Raw genomic sequence first — 21,251 nt, forward strand, 5'->3', positions numbered from 1 at the left:
CGTCCTAAATCATGATGGACATACTCATATCGATCATCGCGCTGCTCGGGTTCGTCCTGCTGACGGCGTCAACCGGGCTGTTCGTGGCCATCGAGTTCGCGATGACCGGCCTCGAGCGCTCGGCCGTCGAGGCGCACGTGCGCACCAAGGGGGACAAGACGGCCAAGGCCGTCGCGCGCGACCACGCCAACCTCTCCTTCGTGCTCTCCGGGGCTCAGCTCGGCATCACCCTGACCACTCTGGCCGCCGGCTACCTCGCGGAGCCGGTCCTCGGCTCCTTCTTCACCCCTCTGCTCGAGCTCGTCGGGCTGAGTGAGTCCGCCTCCACCACCGTCGCCCTCGTCCTGGCGCTCGTGGTGGCGACGTTCCTCTCCATGGTCTTCGGCGAGCTGGTGCCCAAGAACGCCGCCATCACCGAACCGCTGCACACGGCCCGCCTGGTTGTGCCGCCGGTCAACGCCTTCAACACGGTGTTCAAGTGGTTCATCAAGGCGCTCAACGCGTCGGCGAACCGGTTCGTGCGCAGGCTGGGCTTCGAGCCGGCCGACGAGCTCGCCTCCGCCCGCTCGGGCCAGGAGCTGGGCGCCATGGTGCGCAACTCCGCCGAGGCGGGCGGCCTCGACGCCGACACCGCACGCGTGATCGACCGCTCCCTCCAGTTCGGCGAGACCACCGCCGAGGAGGTGATGACGCCGCGCTCGAAGATCAACTCGCTCGACGCCGAGGACACCGTCGCGGACCTCATCGCCATGGCGCACGAGACGGGCCACTCCCGTTTCCCCGTGCGCCGCGGCGACCTCGACGACACGGTCGGGGTGGTCCACATCAAGGACGCGTTCTCCGTGCCGAGGCAGGAGCGCCCGACGACGAAGCTCGGCGAGCTGGCCCGCCCCGTCCCCTTCGTGCCCGGCACGCTCGACGGTGACGCCGTGCTCAACCGCGTCCGCTCGGCGGGCTCCCAGGTGGTGCTCGTGGCCGACGAGTACGGCGGCACGCAGGGCCTGGTCACCATCGAGGACGTCGTCGAGGAGATCCTCGGCGAGGTCTACGACGAGTACGACGACCGCGAGTCCGAGCGCGACTTCCAGCGCTTCGGCTCCTCCTGGGCCATCTCCGGGCTGGTGCGCCTGGACGAGGTGAGCGCCCGCACGTCCTACACCGCGCCCGAGGGCCCCTACGAAACCCTCGGCGGGCTGGTCATGTCCACCCTGGGCCGTATCCCGCGGGTCGGCGACAAGGTCCTCCTGCCGGAGGGCTCCAGCAACTTCCAGGAGGCCTTCGGGTCCGGCAACGCCGGGCGGTGGATGGCGCGCGTCTCGGTGATGGACGACAGGCGCGTCGACAGCGTCATCCTCACCCCCGTGCCCCGCGAGAAGGAGGAGGCCGCATCGTGAGCATCGTCGTCGCCATCCTACTCATCGTCCTCCTCCTCGCCGCGAACGCCTTCTTCGTGGCCGTGGAGTTCGCCCTCATCTCCTCGCGCCGCGACCGGTTGGAGTCCCTCCTCGCCCAGGGCAAGCGCGAGGCCCAGGGCGTGCTGGAGGCAACCGAGCACCTCTCCATCTATCTCGCCGGCGCCCAGTTCGGCATCACGGTCGCCTCGCTGGTGCTGGGCAAGGTCGCCGAGCCCGCCATCGCGCACTACGTGGAGATCCCGTTCACGTACCTCGGACTCCCATCGGACCTGCTCCACCCCGTCTCCTTCGTCATCGCGCTCGGCCTGATCTCCTACCTGCACATCCTCTTCGGCGAGATGGTGCCGAAGAACATCGCCATCGCGGGGCCCGAATCGCTGGCCCTGTGGCTCACCCCCGCCATGACGCTGTGGGTGAAGGCGACCCGGCCGATCATCGAGTTCCTCAACTGGGTGGCGCGCGTGACCCTCCACGCCTTCGGCATCGAGCAGCGCGACGATCTGGAGTCGACGGTGGACCAGGAGCAGCTCGCCACGATGATCCAGGAGTCGCGCGAGGAGGGCCTCCTGGACGCGGAAGAGACCCTGCGGCTGGCGAAGGCCCTGCGCTCGGATTCGCGCAGCCTGAAGGAGGTGATGATCCCGCTCGACAAGCTCAAGACCATCGCCTACTCGGGCCGCGGCATCCCCCTGAGCGCCATCGAGGAGGCCGTGCGCGAGACGGGCTTCTCCCGCTTCCCGGTCGAGCGCGCCGAGGGCGTGCTGGTGGGCTACATCCACGTCAAGGACATCCTCGACCTCATGGCGCCCGACGCCGAGGAGGACGCCCTCATCCCCACCTCCCGCATCCGCGCGCTGAGCATCGTCGACGGCGCGGGCAGCCTCGACGACGCGCTGACGGCCATGCACCGCCGCTCGGCCCACATGGCACAGGTCCGCGACGACGGGGAGCTGGTCGGGGTGCTCGCCCTGGAGGACATCATCGAGGAGTACGTCGGCACCGTGTCCGACTGGACACACGAGGGGGCCTAGTGTGGAAACGGAGCTCACCCGCCCACAGTGGCTCCGCGCCGCCGCCGAGCACGAGGACCGCGCCGCGAGGTGGGTCCGCCCCCACCTCGAGCGGCGCCGGGCCGGGCAGAAGCACCCGGTGTGGGACTTCCTCTTCGACTACTACCGGCTCCGCCCCAGCCAGCTCTCGCGGTGGCACCCGGGCCTCGGCACGGCGCTTCTCGACGCCACCACGGCTCCCGCCTCCCCCACCAGCGGCTGGCGGGACTACCGCGTCGACGAGCACGGCACCGCCCGGCTGGATACCGGGGCGCTTCTCGCCCACCGCGAGGAGGGGCTGCGCCAGGTGCGCGCCCTGGTGGCGTCGATAGGCGGAGCCCAGCCCCACTTCGACTGCTTCGGGCTGCACGAATGGGCGATGCTCTACCGCACCGACGCCCCGCGCCACGGGCTGCCGCTGCGCCTCGGTGCCGAGGGGACGAACCGCGTCGTCGAGTTCCACCAGCTCAAATGCAGCCACTTCGACGCCTACCGCTTCTTCACCCCCGCCGCGCGTCCGCTCAACCTGACGGTGCTCACCCGCGAGGGCCAGGCGGGCAGCGACCAGCCGGGGTGCGTCCACGCCACGATGGACCTGTACAAATGGGCTTCGACGATGGGCCCGGTCACGCCCGGGGACCTGCTGCTGGACTGCTTCGAGCTCGCGGCGAAGGCGCGCCGGCTCGACATGGAGGCCTCGCCCTACGACTGCCGGGGGCTGGGCTTCGGCGTCGTGGCGATCGAGACCGCCGAGGGCAAGGCGGAGTACGTGCGGCGCCAGCGCGAGCTCGCGGCCGAGGCCGAACCCCTGCGGGTCCGGCTTGTCGCGCTCCTCGACGCGCTGTTCGCCGATAGTATGACGAGCAGGTAAATTTCCGAGATACGTGAGGTGGTCACTGCCATGGGTCGGCACTCCAGCGGCAAGAACAACTACTCCCTGTCCGCCGGCGCGTTGTCGGCGGTCGCGGTCGCGATTGTCGCCGTCGCCGCCCTGGTCTGGTTCCTCGTCGCCCGCCCGGGCTCCGACGGGGAGGAGGCGGCGGCACCCGAGTGCGTCTCCGGAGAGCTGAGCCTGCCCGTCAGCGCAACCGACGACGATGTCGCGCGCCAGCTCATCGACGACTACGCCTCCGCCTCCCCCGTCGTGCGCGACTACTGTGTGACCCCGACGCTGGTCAGCTCGCCGGCGGAGGCGGCCGTCCACATCGCGCCGAATACGCCGGTGACCCAGCAGGAGCTGGCGCGCGAGAACCGCACCGCCTCCGTCTCCGACCCCGCCCCGGTGGCCCAGCGCGAGGCCGGCGTGGCGGGCGCGGCGGTGCCGGGAACCAGGGAGGAGGTCCAGCTTGCGGCCGTCGCCTTCCCCGTCGACGAGGAACCCGCCGCCTCGGCCGTGGTGGCCGCCGCCCTGGCGGGTGACGACGAGAGCGCGGTCAAGGCGCTGAGCGGCCAGCGCATCGCCCGCGTGGCGGACATCGCCGGCGACCGCGCCCGCTACGCGGCCACGCTGGAGGACTCGGTGCCGGAGGGACTCGGCTTCACCGGCCTGGGCAGCTACGTGGTGTACTCCGCGATCCCCCTGAACCAGGGCGGGCCCGTCACCGAGGACCAGGCTCGCGCCGGGCAGGACTTCGCCCGCGCGGCGGCCGAGAAGTTCTCCGGCGAGGTCGCGGACCAGCCCACGATCTCCGAGACCGTCTGGGCCGCCGCCACTCCCTCGGGCGGCACGGCCGAGACCGCGCCCTCCGAGACCGCCGAGCGCGCCGCCGCCCCGATGACGGACACCCTCTTCCTGCTCGACACCTCCGCGGCGATGGCGCCGTACCTGCCGGCCGCAGCCGACGGGATCGGCGCCTCCGCGCGCGCCGTGGCCGCCGACGGGCACCGGATCGGGCTGTGGAACTACTCCTCGCCCCTGTCCCCCGGCGTGACCAAGGCCTACCGGGAAAACGTCGCGCTGACGCCGAACGCCGACGAGGTCGCGACCGCCTCCGGCCGGTTCCTCACCGACGGGCAGCCGCAGACCCGCGAGGCGCTCGCGGCGGCGCTCGCCTACGCGGGGGAGGTCGGCGGCGACGTGCGGGTCGTGCTCATCACCACCGGAACTGCCGACGGCGGCGACGACGAGGCCTTCGCCGCCTCCCTGCGCAACGCCGCCGCCCGGGGGATTCAGGTCGACGTCGTCCACGTCGGAGAAGGACAGGAGGATCCTGCCGTCACCGCCGCCGCGCGCAGTAACGCCAACGCTGCCGACGCCGCGGCCCTGCCCGCCGCCATCCGCACCGCGGCCGGCACCCGGTCATAGGAAAACCCCGGCCAGCCGGCCGGGGCTCGTGGGCGTTTCCTAGGAGGACTTGCGGCGGCGGCGCGCTGCCAGCTCGTCGAGTCCGATGACGTTGTCGCCCGCGCCGTCCTCGGCCACCCGCTCGGCCGGGAAGGAGGAGATGGTGCCGGTGAGGTCGCGCATGATCTGCGGCACCGCGATGCCGAACACGCCCTGCCCGCCGCCGAGCAGGTCGATGATCTCCTCGTTGCTGCGGCACTCGTAGACGGTGGTGCCGTCGGAGACGAGGGTGATCTCCGCGATGTCGCTGACTCCGCGGTCGCGCAGCTTGTCGACGGCAAGGCGGATGTTCTGCAGGGAGATCCCCGTGTCCAGCAGGCCCTTGACGATCTTGAGGACGAGGATGTCCTTGAAGGAGTACAGGCGCTGGGACCCGGAGCCGCGGGCACCGCGGATGGAGGGGCGCACGAGGTTGGTGCGCGCCCAGTAGTCGAGCTGGCGGTAGGTAATGCCGGCGACCTGGCAGGCAATGGGTACGCGGTATCCCACCTCGTCGGAGGGGCCGACGTCGAAAAGCGTCTCCTGGACTGCGGACTCGCCGGGGTGCGGCTGCTGGTTGCTCACGTAATTACTCCCATGAAGTTTTGCGTTGCGCGCTTGTGCTTATTAAAAAGCAAGCTTAGGGCGCGGTCAACCCCGGCACGGCGCGACACGCCCAGGTCTCAACCTAAACTTTAGGCTTAAACTTCGCCTTCGTCCCCGCCATCGAGCTCGTCCTCGTCGACCCCCAGGTCGCGCATGAACTGCTCGAAGGCCGCGTCCTTCTCCTCGTCCCCGCTGGCCGAGGCCCCGGTCTCTTCCTCCACGACGTCCAGGTCAAAGTAGGTTTTCGCGGCGTCCGCAGTCAGCCTCATCCCGGCCTGGGCCACGACCGTCTCGTCCGCCTCGATGTCCCGGTCGAGGATCAGAGCGACAGCCAGCGCGTCGGAGGCGCGGGTGTCGAGCTCGGTGCCGTCCCCGAGAGTGAGTGTGGCCATGAACACGCCGTTGTAGTAGCTGGACAGCTCAATCGACTGCAGCCCCTCGCCCACGACCTCCGCGAGGAGGTCGTGCGCGGTCGGGCGGTTCGGGGACCACCCGGCCGCCCTGGCCACGAGGTGCGCGCCCTCGACAGGCGGGAGCCACACCGGGATGTAACGCGCGGGATCCTCGGCGTGGAGCAGCGCGCACACGAAATTTTCGGGACCCAGGGTGTAAACCCCGGTGAGGGTGACGGGAACCATGCGCGCCCTAAGCGTCGAGCCGGCTGCGCAGCTCGTTCTTGACCAGGTCGGCGTGGAGGGAGACGACCAGCGCGGTCATCTGGTGGCCGATCTCCTCCGCCTTCTGCTTCGCCGACGCGGTGCGCGACTTGGCGACCGGCTCGGTGACCTGCGAGATCAGGTCGGCCTGGCGGCCGGCGGTGGTCCGCAGCGACTTGAGGTGGCGGATGTCCAGACCGAACTCGGTGAGCGCCAGGGCGGTGGTGACCACGCGGACGTCGTCGGCGCCGAAGTGGCCGGAGGCGTCCGGGGAGAGCAGCCCGGCGCCGACGAGCTGGTCCACGGTGGACAGCTCGGTGTTCGCCTGGGCGGCGAGGTCGACGTCGCTGAGCCGCGTCGCCGCCGGGGCCCGGAAGGTCTCGGGCGATACGATGGGCTCGGCGTTGCTCGCGGACATGAGCGCGGTGACCTGCCCGGAGTCCATCGCGTCGAGCTGCTCGCGGATGACTTTCAGGGGCAGGTAGTTGTCGCGCTGCGTGACCAGGATGTAGCGCAGGCGCTCCACGTCCTCGTCGGTGAAGCGGCGATAGCCGGAGGCGGTGCGCTGCGGGGTGATCAGGCCCTCGGACTCCAGAAAGCGGATCTTCGAGACGGTGACGTCGGGGAATTCCTCCCGCAGCCGGTTGAGGACAACACCGATTGACATGGTTTTGGCGCCTGCGCGCGCGGCAGGCTGCTGCGGGGAAGTCTTGCGAAGTGCGCTCACGATGTCTGCTCGAGTTTTCTTTCGGAGTCCTGGCTTGTGCCCCGGCGTTGCGCCCGGGCCGTTGGGGAGAGTGTAGCCGAACGCGCCCGCGCGCACGGCCGATTTGCGTCCTGCGGGCGGGCTCTACTCGGAGTCGGTCAGGAACACAAGGCGGAACTTGCCGATCTGGATCTCGTCGCCGTTGGACAGCGTCTGGGAGTTGCGGGGCTCTCGGTTGACGTAGGTGCCGTTGAGGGAGCCCACGTCGACGACCTCGAAGCTGCCGTCGTTGCGGCGAAACTCCGCGTGGCGGCGGGAGACGGTGACATCGTCCAGGAAGATGTCGGCCTCCGGGTGGCGGCCGGCGGTGGTGGTGTCCTGGTCGAGCAGGAAGCGGGAGCCTGCGTTCGGGCCGCGCTTGACAACGAGCAGGGCGGCACCCTCGGGGAGGTTCTCGGCGCCCCCCACGGAGTCCGACGCGGCGGCGCCCGACTCCATTTCCTTCAGCAGGTCTGCACGGAACACCGAAGTGGTTTCTACTTGAGTCTCCGGCGTACCAGTGTTCTCGCTCATGAATTTCTCCTGACGCTGTCGAGGGATTTCAAATCAACTGTTAGACATAGTACCGGCTGGGCCGGGCGGCTGCGGACAAAGGCACTCGTTCGCACCCAAACCGCAGCATACCCCCGGCGCCCGTTCGGGCGGGCTCAGCGGAAGATGTTAGCCACGCCCGAAATGAAGGAATTTCCGGACCCCGCCAGGGGGTTGTCGGAGACCATGTAGGTCCACGTGGCGCTCGGGCGCTTCCACCCTGCGTCGGCCAGGTGGGCGCCCTCGGCGTCGATGGTGACCTCGTTGAAGGTCTCAACGGCCCGGTCCACCGCACGGTTGGCCAGGTCCGTGAACTCGCGCACGGCGATGCGGTGGTACTCGTCGATCGGGGTCTCGCGGGCGATGGCGCGCAGGTGGATCGATTCGCGGACGTCGTCCATGAGGGCGAGGTGCTCCGACCACTCGTCGTCGAGGTGGAACAGCATGATCTCCCGGGCCGCCTGCTCCCGGACCTCTGCGGGCAGCTCGCCCAGCTCGGCGGCGCGCTGCGGGCTGCGCTCCGCAAGCTCGCGCCAGGCGAGGTCGGTGTCCAGCAGCGCCGCGCGCCGCTCGTCGAGGATCGCGCGGTGGTCGGCGAGCAGCTTGTTGTACTTCCAGGTCTGGGAGTGGATCTCCAGGAGCTGGCCCTCGGTGACGCGCTGGCAGTGCTCGACGAAGCTGGAGACACGCCCCGATTCGATCCGCCCGTCCTCCCCCGGGTGCGCCGTGACCTGCTCGCCGGCGCCGCCGGTGGCGACGATGTCGTCCTCCAGCGAGACGAAGAAAACGCTCAGGCCGGGGTCGCCCTGCCGTCCTGCGCGGCCGCGCAGCTGGTTGTCCAGGCGCGCCGTGCGGTGCCGCGCGGTGCCGATCACGGCGAGGCCGCCGAGGCCCGCCACCTGGGCGCGGTCCGCCTCGTCCGCCCCGCCGAGGCGGATGTCCGTGCCGCGGCCCGCCATCTGGGTGGACACCGTCACCCGCCCCACGTCGCCCGCCTCGGCGATGATCCGCGCCTCCTCCTGGTCGTTCTTCGCGTTGAGCACGTTGACAGCGATCCCGCGCCCGTGCAGCGCCTCCGCCAGGCCCTCCGACTCGGCCACGTCGTGGGTGCCCACGAGCACCGGCTGGCCGAGCGAGTTGAGGTGCGCGATCTCCTCGACGATCGCGGCGTCCTTCTCCTCCATCGTGGCGTAGATCCTGTCCGCCTCATCGAAGCGCCGCAGCGGCTGGGCCCTGTCAATCACGGACACGTGCAGCCCGTAGAAGGAGCGCAGCTGGTCGGTGGCTTCCACGGCGGTTCCGGTCATCCCGCAGACCCGCGGGTAGCGGCCCATGAGCGCCTGCAGGGTGATCGAGTCGAGGATGCGCCCGCCCTCGGACACGTCGAGGCCCTCCTTCGCCTCGACGGCCGCCTGCAGGCCGTCCGGCCAGCGCTGGAGCTCGGCGACGCGGCCGCGGGAGGCGTCGACAAGCGAAACCTTGCCCTCGTCGACGATGTAGTGGATGTCGCGGATGAGCAGCGCGCGGGCGTGCAGCGCCAGGTTGACGCGGACCAGGGTGTCGCCGATGTGCTCGTCTGAGTACAGCGAGTCGATGCCCAGCAGCGCCTCCACGCGGCGGGCGCCCTCGTCGGTGAGGACGGCGTTGCGGCCCTCGGTGTCGATGACGTAGTCCTTCTTCTCCCGCAGGTGCGACACGGCCTCGGTGATCCGCCCGGTGGCCTGGGTGCCGGGCTGCGAGCCGGCGAGGACGAGGGGGACGAGGGCCTCGTCGACGAGCACGCTGTCGGCCTCGTCGACGATCGCCACGTCCGCGGGGGCCTGGACCGTCTGGCTGCGGTGGGTGATCTGGTTGTCGCGCAGGTGGTCGAAGCCGACCTCCGCGACCGGCGCGTAGACGATGTCGCGCCGGTAGACGCCGGCGCGTTCCCGCCTCGTCGAGGCCTCCGTCACCGCGCCCACGCTGAGCCCGAAGAACTCCACCAGCGGGCGCATCCATTCGGCGTCGCGCTGCGCGAGGTAGTCGTTGACGGTGATGACGTGGACGCGCCGCCCGGTCAGGGCGTAGCCCGTCGCCGCGATCGCACCGACGAGGGTCTTGCCCTCGCCGGTGGCCATCTGGATCACGTCGCCCTCCAGCAGCCGCAGGACCGCCTGGTTCTGTACCTCGAAGGGGGTCATGCCAAGGGTGCGCGAGGATGCGACGGAGAGGATCGCCAGGAACGCCGCCTTGTCGCGCACCTCTCCCCCCTCGACGGTCTCGCGGACGGCGGCGGCGAGTGAGGCGTCGTCACGCTGCTCGAACGAGCCGATCAGCTCGTGGGCCGAGGAAACAATGCTTTTCGACGCCTTGTCGTTGCGCTCCGAACTCGACCCCATGGCCTTCCAGAACCAGTCAAAAGCACCCATCTGCGGCACGTCCTTTCCTCGGCGTCTGCGTCACCCCACCACATTACGGCAGCCACTTTCCCGCCCGGGCTCTTCCTGCAATATCCTCTAGTTCCGTCGGCCGCCCTCGCCGCGCGAGCCGGCCCCGCAGCAGCGCTACCGACCCAGGAGGTCCTTCTCCCCCATGCTTTCCCTCAACGTCAAGGTCCCGTCGTCCACCGGGACCATGATGGCCGGCACGATCGACCAACCCGACCACCCGGCCGAGGCCTACGCCATCTTCGCCCACTGCTTCGCGGGCTCGCGGCACACCCCGGGCGCATCGCGCATCTCGAAGAAGCTCACAGAGCACGGCATCGCCACCCTGCGCTTCGACTTTCCCGGCCTGGGCCAGTCGGAGGGCGAGTTCCGGGACACCACCTTCAGCCAGAACGTCGACGACATCGTCGAGGCCGCGCAGTGGCTGGCGGAGCACTACCAGGCGCCGCAGCTGCTCATCGGCCACTCCCTCGGCGGGGCGGCGGCGCTCAAGGCGGCGACGCGCCCCGAGCTGAAGAAGACGCTGAAGGCGGTGGCCGCGGTGGGCGCCCCCTTCGACCCGGCGCACTCGGTGCTGCACTACGCGGACAAGATCGGCGAGGCCGACGCGAACGGATCCGTGGTGGTCACCCTGGGCGGGCGCGACCTGACCATCTCTCGGGAGTTCCTCCTTGACCTGGCGGAGACCGACCCGCAGACCTACCTGCCCACCCTGCGCAAGCCACTGCTGCTCGTGCACTCCCCGATCGACCAGACGGTGGGCATCGACAACGCCCAGACCATCTTCCGCCTCACCCGCTACCCGAAGTCGCTCATGGCCCTGGACAAGGCCGACCACCTGCTCACCCGCCAGGGCACCGCGCAGCGCGCCGCCGACATCATCGGGTCGTGGGCGCGCCAGTACATCGACCCCCAGTTCGTCGCCGAGCCGACCACGGACACCAACGCGGTCTCCTACAGTGCGCGGGGCACCCGCTACGGCGACGTGGTGCGCACCTCCAACCGCGCGATCACCACCGACCGCGCGAAGAACTCCGGCGGCAAGGGCCAGGGCGTGACATCGACGGGCCTGTTCATGAGCGCGCTCGCTGTCTCCAGCTCGCAGGCGATCCGAGAGGCCGCCAAGGGCATGAAGCTTGACGACGTCCGCGTCGAGGTCACCCACCTAGGCGGCACCTCGTTCACCCGCGAGGTGACCCTAACCGGCGCGCTGAGCGCCGAGGAGAAGCAGGCGCTGCTCGCCGCGGCCCAGGGATCCCGCATCGACGGCTTCGCGGGCGGCACCAGCATCGAAACCACACTGGCGTAATTCACCCGTCTACGAAACGCGCCCTGACCAGGCGATTACACCTTTCCTCCGTGCGTGATGTAATCTATCCGAGTTGCCGCGGGCACCACAGGTTACCGCAGTACACGGGCTATGGCGCAGTTTGGTAGCGCACTACACTGGGGGTGTAGGGGTCGCAGGTTCAAATCCTGTTAGCCCGACAGAAAGACAGGCCGGGAGCGCACGCTCCCGGCCTTTTTCGCGCCGGGCTACTCCCCCATCACGCGCAGCGCGCCGGGGCGGATCTCCACCTCCACCGCGCTCACCTCGCCCACCGGGTCCCCGTCGAGCTCGAAGAGGTGCGGCGCGGCCAGCTGCACGGTGGCTCGAGTGCCCTGCGCGTACTCGAGCACGCCAGCGCGGCGCGGCACCACCCGCCTGGGGGATTCCTCGGGCCGGGGCCTACCCAGCGCGGCGCGAACAGCCGCGGCCACGAGGCGGTTCCCGATGTCGATCCACCCGAACGGTCCCCGCGGGGCCATCGCGACCAGGTCGAACAGGCCGTCGTCGGGCCTGGCCGCGGGGAAGAGCGGGAACTCGTTGAGCAGCTGGCCGCAGTTTCCCAGGATCAGGGTGTGCAGGCGGGTCTCGCCCACCCGCTCGCCGTCGACGGTGTAGGTCACCTTCACGTTGCGCCCCCGGGCGAGCGACCTGAGGATGCCCTGCCCGTAGGCCAGCGGGCCGATCCGCTTCTTCAGCCGCTCGTCGGTGTGCTCGATCATCCCGGTGTCGATCCCCAGCCCCGCCATGACGGTGAAACCCGAGCGCTCGTTGGTGCCGTCCGGCCGGTGCAGCGTGACGGCGCAGAAGTCGACGGGACGCTCACGGCCCGCGAACGCCCGGCGCACTGACGCGTCCAGGTCGAGGTCCATGCCGAGGTTGCGCGCCAGCAGGTTGCCCGTCCCCGCAGGCACGACGGCTAGCCTCACCCCGGATCCGGCCAGGGCCGCGGCGACGGCCCGGACGGTTCCGTCCCCGCCGGCCACCACCACGGTGCCGATCCCCGGGCGGGCGGCCGCGGCCTGGGCGTGGCCGTCGTCGTAGGGCGTCGTCGCGGCCCACTCCACGCGCGTGCCCCGCGGGGCGTGGGTGGCGACGCTCTCGCGCAGCTTCCGCTCGTTCACCTTCGCGGGGTTGTACACCACGAGCACGGCACCTCGGTCGTTCACCATCGTCCTAACGGTAGCTGACGCCGAAGAACTCGAGAATGCGGCGGGTGGCGAAGTCCTCGGTCACCGTCCGCGTGGGGTCGTTGCCGCCTCCCGGCCACACGTGCTGCCCGCCGCTGACCCGGTAGTGCACGAGCGCCGCGTCGCACTGCTGCCAGCGGCGCTCCGTGAGGTTCGCCGACGGGTTCGACGTCACCGCGGCCGGGAAGCAGTGGTTGCGCTCGGCGGCCTCGTCGAGCATGGTGTCCACCGAATCGTAGACCGTCTGGTGCCGCGTGCCTCCGTTGTACCCGATGACTGTGTCGTTCGTTCCGTGGAAGTCGATGTGCTTCAGCGGGATCTGGGAGCACCCCTCAGACACCCGCTCGTAGAAGGCCGCCGACACGGTGGCGATGGCCGTGAAGTCCTGCGCCCTCTGGCAGCCCACGTACGCCGCGAACCCACCGCCGTTGGACAGGCCGGCGGCGAAGACGCGGGCGCGGTCGACGCCGAACTCCCCGTCCAGCTGGGCGCGCACGGCGTCCACGAACGCCAGGTCCTGCTCCCCCGTCGTCGTGGCATACGGGGCGGGCGCCCAAGCCTTGTCCCTGCCGTCCATGTACACAACCAGTGCGTCCGCCCGGTCCAAGTGCGAATAGCGGTGGATGGACTCCGCGTCCTCGTTGTAGCCGTGGAAGACGAAGATGAGCGGCAGCCTGCGCGCGCCCGAAGCACCGGGCGGGATCGTCAGGAGATAGCTGCGCTGCAGGCCCCCAGCGGTGATCGTGCGGCGCTGCGTGGCCGGGGTGCCCTCCACCCGGGCCTGGACGGCGCTGGCGTCCTGGACGGTGCGAACGGGCGTCGGCAAGCCTGCCTGCGTGTGGCCCTGGGCGTCGCAGGACGCGATGAAGGGCAGCACCGCGAACGCGACCGCGGCCGCTGCTACCCGCACCGTGTGTGGCACCCGAGTCTCCTCCCCGCCCGTGGGGCGTTGCTAGATTATCTCCCATGAAGCCGAGCACGAAGGACACGCCCGCGTTCCGCGACGCGGCGCACAGGAGGTCCTCGGCGGGCTCCTTCAGCACGGGGGCGAGCGCCTACGACCTCGCCCGGCCGTCGTACCCTGTAGAAGTTACCGCGCTGCTGGCGGAAACGGGAACCCCGAGCCCGGCCACCGTCGTCGACGTCGGCGCCGGGACCGGCAAGCTCACCTCGCTACTCGCCACCGCCGGGCACCGCGTGCTCGCCTGCGACCCCTCCGCCGACATGGTCCGCGCGTTGCGCCGCAACCACCCGGGCATCCCCGCGTGGCGCGCGACGGCGGAGCAAACAGCGCTTGCCGACGCCACCGTCGACGCCTACACCGCAGCCCAGACCTGGCACTGGGTGGACCCCACCCGCGCCAGCGCCGAGGCCGACCGCGTCGTGCGCCCCGGCGGGGCGCTGCTGCTGTGCTGGAACACCCTCGACGTGCGCCACCCCTGGGTGCTGCGCCTGAGCCGCATCATGCACTCGGGCGACGTGCAGCGCCAGGGTTTCTACCCCGACGTGCGCGCGCCCTGGCGCCTGCGGGAGGAGCGGCGTCTGACCTGGATCCAGGGGGTGAGCACCTTCGACCTGTTCGACCTCATGGCCACCCGCTCCTACTGGCTGCGCGCCGGGGAGCGGACCAGGGAGAAGATGACCGCCAACCTCACCTGGTACCTCTACGAGCGCCTCGGCTTCGGCCCCGGGCAGCTCGTGCCGCTGCCCTACCGCACCGACGCCTTCCTCTACCGCCGCGGCTAGCGCTTCTGGCGGCGCTCCCGCACCCGCACCGCGATGCGGATCGGGGTGCCGTGGTAGCCGAAGGACTCGCGGAACTTGCGCTCCAGGTAGCGCCGGTAGCCGGCGTCGAGGAATCCGGTGGTGAACAGCACGATTGTCGGCGGGCGCGTGGTCACCATCGTGACGAAGAGGACGCGCGGCAGGCGGTTGTTCTTCATCGGCGGCGGGTTCGCCGCGATCGCCTCGCGCAGCCAGTTGTTCAGCTGCCCGGTGGACACGCGCTTGTCCCAATTCTCCAGGGCCTCGCGCATCGCCGGCTCTAGGCGGTGCAGTCCCCGGCCGGTGTCGGCCGAGATGTTGAGTTTGGTCACCCACGGCAGGTGGCCGACCATCTCGTCGAATTCGCGGTCGAAGTAGTAGCGCCGGTCCTCGTCCATGAGGTCCCACTTGTTGAAGCAGATGACCATGGCCTTGCCGGCCTCCAGCACCATTGAAATGACGCGCTGGTCCTGCTCGGAGATCTCCTGGGAGGCGTCGATGAGCACGACGCAGACCTCGGCGGCCTCGATCGTGCCGCGGGTGCGCAGGCTGGCGTAGTACTCGTGGCCCTGCGCGTTCTTCACCTTCTTGCGCAGGCCCGCGGTGTCGATGAACTTCCACAGGGCGTCGTCGAGCTGGATGAGCTCGTCGACGGGGTCGACGGTCGTGCCGGCGACGTTGTCCACCATGGAGCGGTTCTTCTTGGACAGCTTGTTCAGAAGGCTCGACTTGCCCACGTTCGGCCGCCCCACGAGTGCGACGCGGCGCGGGCCCTCAGTGATCGAGTTCGCCGCGCGCGGCTCGTCGGGGAAGACCCGGAGAATCTCGTCGAGCACGTCGGCCCCGCCGCGGCCGTGCAGCGCGGAGACCGGCCACGGGTCGCCCAAGCCGAGGGCGTAGAACTCGGCGACGTCCGCCCACTGCGACTCCGACTCGAACTTGTTGGCCACCAGCAGCACCGGCACGTCCGCGCGCTGCAGGTTGCGGGCCATCACCGCGTCGGTTTCGGTCACGCCCGTGTGGGAGTCGACCACCATCACGATCACGTCGGAGGTCTCCATCGCGGCCTCGGACTGGCGGGCGATCGCGGCGTGGATGCCCTTCGCGTCGGGATCCCAGCCGCCCGTGTCCTGCACCCAGAACCGCCTCCCGCCCCAGTCGGCCATGTAGCTGACGCGGTCGCGGGTCACGCCGGGGTGGTCCTCGACCACGGCTTCACGACGCCCAATGAACCTGTTCACCAGGGTCGACTTGCCCACGTTCGGACGGCCCACGATCGAGACCGTGGGAAGCGCCTCCTCCACGTGGCCGGGCTGGGAGAAGCCGAAGGCCTCCTCGACCTGCGCCCACTCCTCCTCGCTGAGCTCCTCGGAGCCCAGGGCCCCGGCATCGAAGGTCTCCGGGTCGAAATCGATGTCGAAATCGGTGTCGAAGTCACCGGCGAGCTCGTCGAATCCCCCGTCGAAGGGCTGCTCGAAATTCTGCTCGACGCCGTCGTTGTTCGTCTCGTGGCTCACTGCGCGCTCCTTCGAATCAGCTCCACGAGGGCCTGCAGCACCTCGTCGAGGTCCATGTCGGATGTGTCGATCACCTGGGCGTCCTCCGCCGGGCGCAGGGGGCTGACCGTGCGGGAGGAGTCGAGGTCGTCGCGGCGCTTGACGTCGGCAAGCACCGTGTCGTAGTCGGCGTCGCGGCCCGCGGCGACGTCCTGGTCGTAGCGGCGGCGGGCGCGCACCTCCGCCGAGGCTGTGAGGTAGGCCTTGGCGGGCGCGTCGGCGAGCACGACGGTGCCGATGTCGCGGCCCTCCACGATCGCGCGGTGCGCCTCGCGGGCGAGCCGGCGCTGCAGCTCGACGAGGTTGACGCGGACCTCGGGGATCGCGGAGACGGCCGAGACGTTGCGGGTCACGTCCGCCTCGCGGATCTCGCGGGAGACGTCTTCCCCGGCGAGGAGAACCTCGGTGGAGTCGGGGTCGTCCGACACGCTCAGGGGCAGGTCGCGGGTCGCCTCGATGACGGCGTCGGTGTCGGCCGGGTCGACGCTCGCGCGCAGCACCGCGAGGGTGGCCACCCGGTACATCGCGCCGGTGTCGACGTACTTCGCGCCCAGCAGCTTGGCCAGCGCCCGGCAGGTGGTGGACTTGCCGGTGCCGGAGGGGCCGTCGACGGCGAGGACGAGGCCGCCGTCGGGCAAGTTGGACAGGGTCAGCAGGTCGGCTCTCATCACATCTCCACCGCCTTGTACAGCGAGGTCAGCTCGGCGCTGTTCAGGGCGCGCATGGAGCCCGGCTTCATGTCGCCGAGCTGGACGGTGTGCACCTTGGTGCGCACGAGGCGCTGCACCGGGTAGCCGGCCGCCTTGAGCATGCGGCGCACGAGGTGCTTGCGGCCCTCGTGGATCTCCAGGCGGATGATCGACTGGCCGTTGTGCACGTCGACGATCTGGACGTAGTCGGCGGCGGCGGGGCCGTCGTCAAGCTCGATGCCCTTCTTCAGCTGCTTGATCAGCGCGGGCTTGGCCTCGCCGAGGACTGTGGCCATGTAGGTCTTGCGCACCCCGTAGCGCGGGTGCATGAGTCGGTTGGCCAGCTCGCCGTCGTTGGTGAGCAGCAGCAGGCCCTCGGTGTCGGCGTCGAGTCGGCCGACGTGGAAGAGGCGCTGCCCCGAGGCCGTCTTCTCGGCCACGTAGCTGCCCACCGAGGTGCGGTCCATCTCGTCCTTCATGGTGGACTGGACGCCGCGCGGTTTGTTAAACACGAAGTACTCGTGCTCCTCGTTGACGTTGATGCGTGTGCCGTCGACGCGGATGATGTCCACGCGCGGGTTGACGCGCATGCCCTGCTGGGTCACGATCTTGCCGTTGACCTCGACGCGGCCCTGGTCGATCATCACCTCGGCGTGGCGTCGCGAGGCCACCCCGGCCTTCGCGAGCACTTTCTGCAGGCGCTCGCCCTCGGCGGCGCCGGGGCGGGCGGCTGGTTCCGGCGCGTCGGGTTCGTCCCACCAGTTGTCCTCGAGGGGGTGGGGCTCCGCGGCGCGGCGCTCGTCCAGGCGGACGTTCTGCTTCTTCGCCGGCTTCGCATAGGAGATGTAGAACGTGGTGTCCTTCTCTCTATCCGGTGTGCCGTCACGGCGAGCGGGAGGAGTCATCGGAGAATCCTTACTGTCATATGCGGTTGTGCACGTTCGTGCATGTACCCGGTTCAGGCTACCAGCGACGCTACCAAGCGTCCTCAATCGAATCGATGTCGGGCAGAAGCGGCGCCAGATCGGGCAGTCTGTCGAGCGAGTCGATCCCGAGCAGCTCAAGGAAGAGCTCGGTGGTGACGTAGCGGTGCGCGCCCGAGGCCTCGTCGGGGTCAACCTCCGCGATCAGCCCGCGCAGGGCGAGGGTGCGCATCACCCCGTCGACGTTCACGCCGCGCACCCCCGCCACCTGCGAGCGCGTAACCGGCTGGCGGTAGGCCACCACGGCCAGTGTCTCCATTGCGGCGCGCGACAGCCGCGTCTGGGAGCCGTCGAGGAGGAACGCCTCCACCGCCTCGGCGTTTTCCGGCCGGGTGTAGAGCCTCCAGCCCTCCGCGCTCTCCCGCAGGTCGATGCCGCTGCCGCGCGCGTCGAGCTCGCCCTTCCACTCCCGCAGAAGCTTCTCGACGTCCCCCTGGCCCGCCCCCAGCGCCCGCGCCAGCGCAGCAGCATCCGCCGGGGTGTCCAGCACGAGCATGACGGACTCCAGCCGCGAGCGCAGCTGGGAGACCATCGGCAAGTCAGGTGACAGTTCCGGGGGCAAGTCGGCGGCAGGGTCCATGGGCACCGATGCTAACTCCAATTGCTCGCAGCCACGACGGCCGGGTCCACCTCCAGGCCCGTCCACGACACCTCGAGCGGGCCCAGGGCCTCCTCCTGCTGCGCCTCCAGCGCCCGGGCCTTGTAGAGCTCGAGCAGCGCGAGGAAGCGCCCCACCACCTCCATGGAGCGCAGGCAGTCCTTTGTCAGCGAGGCGAAGCCCACCCACTGCCCCGCCCCGATGAGGCGCAGCGTGTCCAGGATCTTGCCCGCCTGCTCGGGCACGGAGACAGCCTGGGCGTGCACGTGGTCAGTGCGCACGCCCTCGGGCGGGCGTGGGCGGAAGACTCCCGCGGCCAGCTGGGCGAAGGTCGCAGGTGTGTGGCCGAGGGTCACCGGGGGCAGCAGGTCGGCGAACTGCGGCTCGACGGAGGTGGCGCGGGGGTAGCGTCGTAAAGCGTGCCTCTGCCACTCGCCGAGGAGGTCGGCGACCTGCTGGTAGGCGCGGTACTGGAGGAGCCTGGCGAAGAGGAGGTCGCGAGACTCGAGCAGCTCGAGGTCGGCCTCCTCGCTCATTTCCCCGCGTGGCAGGAGGCGCGCGGCCTTGAGGTCGAGCAGGGTGGCCGCGACGATGAGGAACTCCGTGACTTCATCGAGCTGCGCGGACTCGCCGAGCGCCCGGGTGTAGGCGATGAACTCGTCCGTGACCTCGGCGAGCGCGACCTCCGTGACGTCGAGCTTCTTCGAGTTGATGAGGTTGAGCAGCAGGTCGAAGGGGCCCTCGAAGTTGTTGAGCACGAGGGTGAACCCCGTGATCTCCGGCTGCTCCCCCGCCTGCCCGGGCGGGGTGCTCACCGCTCCGTGCGCTCCAGGACCTCGAGGGCGAGGTCGCGGTACTGCTTCGCGCCCTGGGAGTTCGGCGCCCACGTGATGATCGGCTCGCCCGCCACGGAAGTCTCGGGGAAGCGGACCGTGCGGGTGATCACGGTGTCGAAGACGGTGTCGCCGAACACCTCGAGGACGCGGTCCATCACCTCACGGGCGTGGGTGGTGCGGCGGTCGAACATCGTGACCAGGATGCCCACGATCTCGAGGTCGAAGTTGATGCGGTCGCGCACCTTCTCGACCGTGTCGGTGAGCAGAGCCAGGCCGCGCAGGGAGAAGTACTCGCACTCCATCGGGATGATCACGCCGTGGGAGGCGGCGAGCGCGTTGACGGTGAGCAGGCCGAGGGAGGGCCCGCAGTCGAGGATGATGATGTCGTATTCCTTGCGCACCGGGCGCAGCGCCCGCGCCAGGGTGTGCTCGCGGCCCACCTCGTTGACAAGCTGGATCTCGGCTGCCGAGAGGTCGATGTTGGCGGGGACCAGGTCGAGGCCGGACACGTTGGAGTGGCGGATCGCGGCGTGGATGCTGGCGGTGTTGTCGAAGAGCAGATCGTAGACGGTGGTCTGCTCCTCGTCGTGCGAGACGCCGAGCCCGGCCGACAGGGCACCCTGCGGGTCCAAGTCAACGAGCAGGACTTTACGCCCCTGCTCCGCCAGGCACGCCCCGAGGTTGATGGTGGAGGTGGTCTTGCCCACGCCGCCCTTCTGGTTCACCATCGAGATCACCGTGGCGGGACCGTGCTTGCCCAGCGGCTTCGGCTGCGGCAGCTCGCGGACGGGCCTGCCAGTCAGGCCCACCTCCACTTCCTTGGCCTCGAACAACGAGCCGTCCGTCATCGACACACCTTCCCCTCGCGCGTTCCGTCTACCTTAGCGGGTTGACTCCGAGCTTACACCCTTGTCATTTCGGCGGCGGCCCACCCACGCCCCCCGGGCGCTACCGGGAACGCGGGTGGGCGCTGGCCCAGACCTCGCGGAGATTCTCCGCCGTGACGTGGGTGTAGATCTGCGTCGTCGTCACCGAGGAGTGGCCCAGCAGCTCCTGCACGGTGCGCACGTCCGCCCCGCCCTCGAGCAGGTGGGTGGCAAACGAGTGTCGCAGTGTGTGAGGGGAGATGTCCTTGCCCAGGCGGGCGCGCTCGGCGGCGTCCTTGATCACCATCCACGCGCTCTGCCGCGACAGTGCCCCGCCGCGCTTGTTCAGGAACAGGGCGTGCGAGGTCCCGTTGGCCAGCGCCGGCCGGCCGCGCACGAGGTACACATCGAGGGCTGCGCGCGCGGCCGCGCCGACGGGCACGAGGCGCTGCTTGCCGCCCTTGCCGGTCACGGTGATCACCCCCTCGTCACCGGTCACGTCATCCAGGTTGAGCGCGAGAGCCTCCGAGACGCGGGCCCCGCTGGCGTAGAGCAGCTCGAGCAGGGCCTTGTCCCGCAGCTGGGTCGGCGTGTCGGCGGGGCAGCTGTCGAGCAGCGCCGCCACCTCGTCGATGCTCAGCGTGTCCGGCAGCTTCTCTCCGGCGCGCGGCGGGTGGACTGCGGCGGCCACGTCGGCCGTGAGGAGGCCCTCCGCCACCGCGAACCTGTGCAGCCCCCGCGCCACCGTCAGCGCCCGCGCCGCCGAGGAGGCCGCCAGCGGCGCGCAGTCCCCGTAGCCGCGCCGCAGGTCCGCCACGTAGGCCTCCAGGTCAAGCGAGGTGACCTCCCCGAGGTCCCGGCGCCCGGACTGGGCCAGCCAGTCGACGTAGCGCTGGGCGTCGCGCCGGTAGTTCCTCAGCGTGTTCGCGGAGCGCCCCCGTTCGACCGCCAGGTGGTTGAGCCACAGCTTGACGACGTCACCCGGGCGCATCAGATCTTCTTCATGTCCCCGCCGAGGCCCTGTGCGGCGCGCCGCCGCGCCAGCGCCTGCGGCCGAAAGGCGAAGGGCTCCTCCACCGGACGGGCCCGTCGCGCGCCGCCGAGCACGGCCGCGGCGGCAAGGATGCCCGACGCCGCGATCGAGTTGACGATCTCCCCGGCCAGGACCTTGCGTGTGGCGTCGTCAAGCGACACCCACTCGAGGGTCATGTCCGCCTCCTCGTCCTCCGCCTCGGGCCGCTCGACCTCGCTCAGACCGCGGGCGAGGAACACGCGGACAGCCTCGTCGGCGAATCCCGGGGAGGTGACCAGGTCCACGAGCACCTCCCAGTCCCGCGCGGCGAGCCCCGCCTCCTCGCGCAGCTCGCGCTTCGCGCACTCGAGCTCGGGTTCCCCGGCTACGTCGAGGATGCCGGCGGGAAGCTCGAGAAGGCGCGCGGCGACCGAGTGCCTGTACTGCTCCACCATGGCGACGCGGCCGTCCTCGTCGAGCGCGACGATGGCCACGGCACCGAAGTGCTCGACGATCTCGCGGTTCGCCTCGCGGCCGCCGGGCATGACCACGCGGTCGCGGCGGAGGGCGAGGATGGGGGCGTCGACAAGTATCTCTGAGCCGGTGACGGCGAATTCGTGAGCCATAGGGCCCCAAGTTACTCCACAGCCACCGGCAC

21 protein-coding genes and 1 tRNA gene are annotated in these 21,251 nt (G+C 70.2%); 7 read left to right on the forward strand and 15 right to left on the reverse strand.

The window, feature by feature from the left end:
* Positions 1 to 14: 14 nt before the first annotated feature.
* Genes DYZ02_RS01305 through DYZ02_RS01320 form a run of 4 tightly spaced genes read left to right on the forward strand, consistent with a single transcriptional unit; the run spans position 15 to position 4,769 of the window.
* Positions 15 to 1,394: a hemolysin family protein gene (locus DYZ02_RS01305; protein ID WP_115686315.1), complete on the forward strand. Its 1,380-nt coding sequence runs from the start codon at positions 15 to 17 to the stop codon at positions 1,392 to 1,394.
* The gene (locus DYZ02_RS01310) at positions 1,391 to 2,446 is read left to right on the forward strand and encodes a hemolysin family protein (RefSeq protein ID WP_115684652.1); all 1,056 of its coding nucleotides are present in this window, start codon (positions 1,391 to 1,393) and stop codon (positions 2,444 to 2,446) included. Before DYZ02_RS01305 ends, DYZ02_RS01310 begins: the two co-directional genes overlap by 4 nt.
* Before the next feature lies 1 nt (position 2,447).
* Positions 2,448 to 3,335 carry a 3-methyladenine DNA glycosylase gene (locus tag DYZ02_RS01315; protein WP_115684653.1) on the forward strand — a complete coding sequence of 296 codons (888 nt, stop codon included), beginning with the start codon at positions 2,448 to 2,450 and terminating at the stop codon, positions 3,333 to 3,335.
* A 30-nt stretch (positions 3,336 to 3,365) separates the two neighbouring features.
* The gene (locus DYZ02_RS01320) at positions 3,366 to 4,769 is read left to right on the forward strand and encodes a hypothetical protein (RefSeq protein ID WP_115684654.1); all 1,404 of its coding nucleotides are present in this window, start codon (positions 3,366 to 3,368) and stop codon (positions 4,767 to 4,769) included.
* Positions 4,770 to 4,808: 39 nt separating this feature from the next.
* Here the strand turns inward: DYZ02_RS01320 and DYZ02_RS01325 are convergent, their stop codons facing one another.
* The 5 genes from DYZ02_RS01325 to secA2 form a co-directional block, all read right to left on the reverse strand.
* The gene (locus DYZ02_RS01325; protein WP_115684655.1) at positions 4,809 to 5,372 is read right to left on the reverse strand and encodes a MerR family transcriptional regulator; all 564 of its coding nucleotides are present in this window, start codon (positions 5,370 to 5,372) and stop codon (positions 4,809 to 4,811) included.
* 116 nt (positions 5,373 to 5,488) lie between these two features.
* Positions 5,489 to 6,031 (reverse strand): bifunctional nuclease domain-containing protein, encoded by a 543-nt coding sequence (locus DYZ02_RS01330; protein ID WP_115684656.1) that lies wholly within the window; start codon positions 6,029 to 6,031, stop codon positions 5,489 to 5,491.
* A gap of 7 nt (positions 6,032 to 6,038) precedes the next feature.
* Positions 6,039 to 6,716, reverse strand: coding sequence for a transcriptional regulator FtsR (ftsR, locus tag DYZ02_RS01335; RefSeq protein ID WP_115684657.1), 678 nt, complete (start codon positions 6,714 to 6,716; stop codon positions 6,039 to 6,041).
* A 183-nt stretch (positions 6,717 to 6,899) separates the two neighbouring features.
* Positions 6,900 to 7,328, reverse strand: coding sequence for an oxoglutarate dehydrogenase inhibitor Odhl (gene odhI / locus DYZ02_RS01340; RefSeq protein ID WP_115684658.1), 429 nt, complete (start codon positions 7,326 to 7,328; stop codon positions 6,900 to 6,902).
* A gap of 134 nt (positions 7,329 to 7,462) precedes the next feature.
* On the reverse strand, positions 7,463 to 9,754 hold the full coding sequence (secA2, locus tag DYZ02_RS01345; protein ID WP_115686316.1) for an accessory Sec system translocase SecA2: 2,292 nt from the start codon (positions 9,752 to 9,754) through the stop codon (positions 7,463 to 7,465).
* Positions 9,755 to 9,917: 163 nt separating this feature from the next.
* Between secA2 and DYZ02_RS01350 the strand changes: the two genes are divergently transcribed.
* Positions 9,918 to 11,081, forward strand: coding sequence for a bifunctional alpha/beta hydrolase/OsmC family protein (locus tag DYZ02_RS01350; RefSeq protein WP_115684659.1), 1,164 nt, complete (start codon positions 9,918 to 9,920; stop codon positions 11,079 to 11,081).
* Between the two features lie 105 nt (positions 11,082 to 11,186).
* Positions 11,187 to 11,260: transfer RNA gene (locus DYZ02_RS01355), tRNA-Pro, on the forward strand.
* A 48-nt stretch (positions 11,261 to 11,308) separates the two neighbouring features.
* Here the strand turns inward: DYZ02_RS01355 and DYZ02_RS01360 are convergent.
* On the reverse strand, positions 11,309 to 12,271 hold the full coding sequence (locus DYZ02_RS01360) for a diacylglycerol/lipid kinase family protein (protein ID WP_115684660.1): 963 nt from the start codon (positions 12,269 to 12,271) through the stop codon (positions 11,309 to 11,311).
* Between the two features lie 4 nt (positions 12,272 to 12,275).
* Positions 12,276 to 13,211, reverse strand: a complete 936-nt coding sequence (locus tag DYZ02_RS01365) for a CE1 family esterase (RefSeq protein ID WP_115684661.1) — start codon at positions 13,209 to 13,211, stop codon at positions 12,276 to 12,278.
* A 44-nt stretch (positions 13,212 to 13,255) separates the two neighbouring features.
* Between DYZ02_RS01365 and DYZ02_RS01370 the strand changes: the two genes are divergently transcribed.
* Entirely contained in the window at positions 13,256 to 14,035 is a 780-nt protein-coding gene (locus tag DYZ02_RS01370) for a class I SAM-dependent methyltransferase (RefSeq protein WP_115684662.1), read from the forward strand.
* On the opposite strand, the gene der is transcribed toward DYZ02_RS01370, so the two are convergent.
* The 8 genes from der to DYZ02_RS01410 all read right to left on the reverse strand — a co-directional run bounded on the left by der (position 14,032) and on the right by DYZ02_RS01410 (position 21,219).
* Positions 14,032 to 15,570: a ribosome biogenesis GTPase Der gene (gene der, locus DYZ02_RS01375; protein ID WP_115684663.1), complete on the reverse strand. Its 1,539-nt coding sequence runs from the start codon at positions 15,568 to 15,570 to the stop codon at positions 14,032 to 14,034. The two genes, DYZ02_RS01370 and der, sit on opposite strands and share 4 nt — an antisense overlap.
* Positions 15,567 to 16,277: a (d)CMP kinase gene (gene cmk / locus DYZ02_RS01380; RefSeq protein ID WP_115684664.1), complete on the reverse strand. Its 711-nt coding sequence runs from the start codon at positions 16,275 to 16,277 to the stop codon at positions 15,567 to 15,569. The genes der and cmk overlap by 4 nt, the downstream gene beginning before the upstream one ends.
* Positions 16,277 to 17,203, reverse strand: coding sequence for a pseudouridine synthase (locus DYZ02_RS01385; RefSeq protein WP_115684665.1), 927 nt, complete (start codon positions 17,201 to 17,203; stop codon positions 16,277 to 16,279). The genes cmk and DYZ02_RS01385 overlap by 1 nt, the downstream gene beginning before the upstream one ends.
* 70 nt (positions 17,204 to 17,273) lie before the next feature.
* Positions 17,274 to 17,861 (reverse strand): SMC-Scp complex subunit ScpB, encoded by a 588-nt coding sequence (gene scpB, locus DYZ02_RS01390; RefSeq protein WP_245945518.1) that lies wholly within the window; start codon positions 17,859 to 17,861, stop codon positions 17,274 to 17,276.
* An 11-nt stretch (positions 17,862 to 17,872) separates the two neighbouring features.
* Entirely contained in the window at positions 17,873 to 18,694 is an 822-nt protein-coding gene (locus DYZ02_RS01395; protein WP_115684667.1) for a segregation and condensation protein A, read from the reverse strand.
* Complete coding sequence (locus DYZ02_RS01400) at positions 18,691 to 19,563, reverse strand: ParA family protein (protein ID WP_115684668.1); 873 nt, start codon at positions 19,561 to 19,563, stop codon at positions 18,691 to 18,693. The genes DYZ02_RS01395 and DYZ02_RS01400 overlap by 4 nt, the downstream gene beginning before the upstream one ends.
* Positions 19,564 to 19,663: 100 nt before the next feature.
* On the reverse strand, positions 19,664 to 20,572 hold the full coding sequence (gene xerD / locus DYZ02_RS01405) for a site-specific tyrosine recombinase XerD (protein ID WP_115684669.1): 909 nt from the start codon (positions 20,570 to 20,572) through the stop codon (positions 19,664 to 19,666).
* Complete coding sequence (locus DYZ02_RS01410) at positions 20,572 to 21,219, reverse strand: NUDIX domain-containing protein (RefSeq protein WP_115684670.1); 648 nt, start codon at positions 21,217 to 21,219, stop codon at positions 20,572 to 20,574. Before DYZ02_RS01410 ends, xerD begins: the two co-directional genes overlap by 1 nt.
* Positions 21,220 to 21,251: the final 32 nt, after the last annotated feature.

Origin of the sequence: Corynebacterium senegalense, from assembly GCF_900411315.1 — a bacterium.
GTDB lineage: Bacteria > Actinomycetota > Actinomycetes > Mycobacteriales > Mycobacteriaceae > Corynebacterium > Corynebacterium senegalense.

What these genes read in the sequence shown, in the direction of transcription:
- DYZ02_RS01305 (WP_115686315.1), top strand. Translation starts at nt 15, where the DNA reads ATGGACATACTCATATCGATCATCGCGCTGCTCGGGTTCGTCCTGCTG.
- DYZ02_RS01320 (WP_115684654.1), top strand. Translation starts at nt 3,366, where the DNA reads ATGGGTCGGCACTCCAGCGGCAAGAACAACTACTCCCTGTCCGCCGGC.
- DYZ02_RS01330 (WP_115684656.1), bottom strand. Translation starts at nt 6,031, where the DNA reads ATGGTTCCCGTCACCCTCACCGGGGTTTACACCCTGGGTCCCGAAAAT.
- ftsR (WP_115684657.1), bottom strand. Translation starts at nt 6,716, where the DNA reads ATGTCAATCGGTGTTGTCCTCAACCGGCTGCGGGAGGAATTCCCCGAC.
- odhI (WP_115684658.1), bottom strand. Translation starts at nt 7,328, where the DNA reads ATGAGCGAGAACACTGGTACGCCGGAGACTCAAGTAGAAACCACTTCG.
- secA2 (WP_115686316.1), bottom strand. Translation starts at nt 9,754, where the DNA reads ATGGGTGCTTTTGACTGGTTCTGGAAGGCCATGGGGTCGAGTTCGGAG.
- DYZ02_RS01350 (WP_115684659.1), top strand. Translation starts at nt 9,918, where the DNA reads ATGCTTTCCCTCAACGTCAAGGTCCCGTCGTCCACCGGGACCATGATG.
- DYZ02_RS01360 (WP_115684660.1), bottom strand. Translation starts at nt 12,271, where the DNA reads ATGGTGAACGACCGAGGTGCCGTGCTCGTGGTGTACAACCCCGCGAAG.
- DYZ02_RS01370 (WP_115684662.1), top strand. Translation starts at nt 13,256, where the DNA reads ATGAAGCCGAGCACGAAGGACACGCCCGCGTTCCGCGACGCGGCGCAC.
- cmk (WP_115684664.1), bottom strand. Translation starts at nt 16,277, where the DNA reads ATGAGAGCCGACCTGCTGACCCTGTCCAACTTGCCCGACGGCGGCCTC.
- DYZ02_RS01385 (WP_115684665.1), bottom strand. Translation starts at nt 17,203, where the DNA reads ATGACTCCTCCCGCTCGCCGTGACGGCACACCGGATAGAGAGAAGGAC.
- scpB (WP_245945518.1), bottom strand. Translation starts at nt 17,861, where the DNA reads ATGGACCCTGCCGCCGACTTGCCCCCGGAACTGTCACCTGACTTGCCG.
- DYZ02_RS01400 (WP_115684668.1), bottom strand. Translation starts at nt 19,563, where the DNA reads ATGACGGACGGCTCGTTGTTCGAGGCCAAGGAAGTGGAGGTGGGCCTG.
- xerD (WP_115684669.1), bottom strand. Translation starts at nt 20,572, where the DNA reads ATGCGCCCGGGTGACGTCGTCAAGCTGTGGCTCAACCACCTGGCGGTC.
- DYZ02_RS01410 (WP_115684670.1), bottom strand. Translation starts at nt 21,219, where the DNA reads ATGGCTCACGAATTCGCCGTCACCGGCTCAGAGATACTTGTCGACGCC.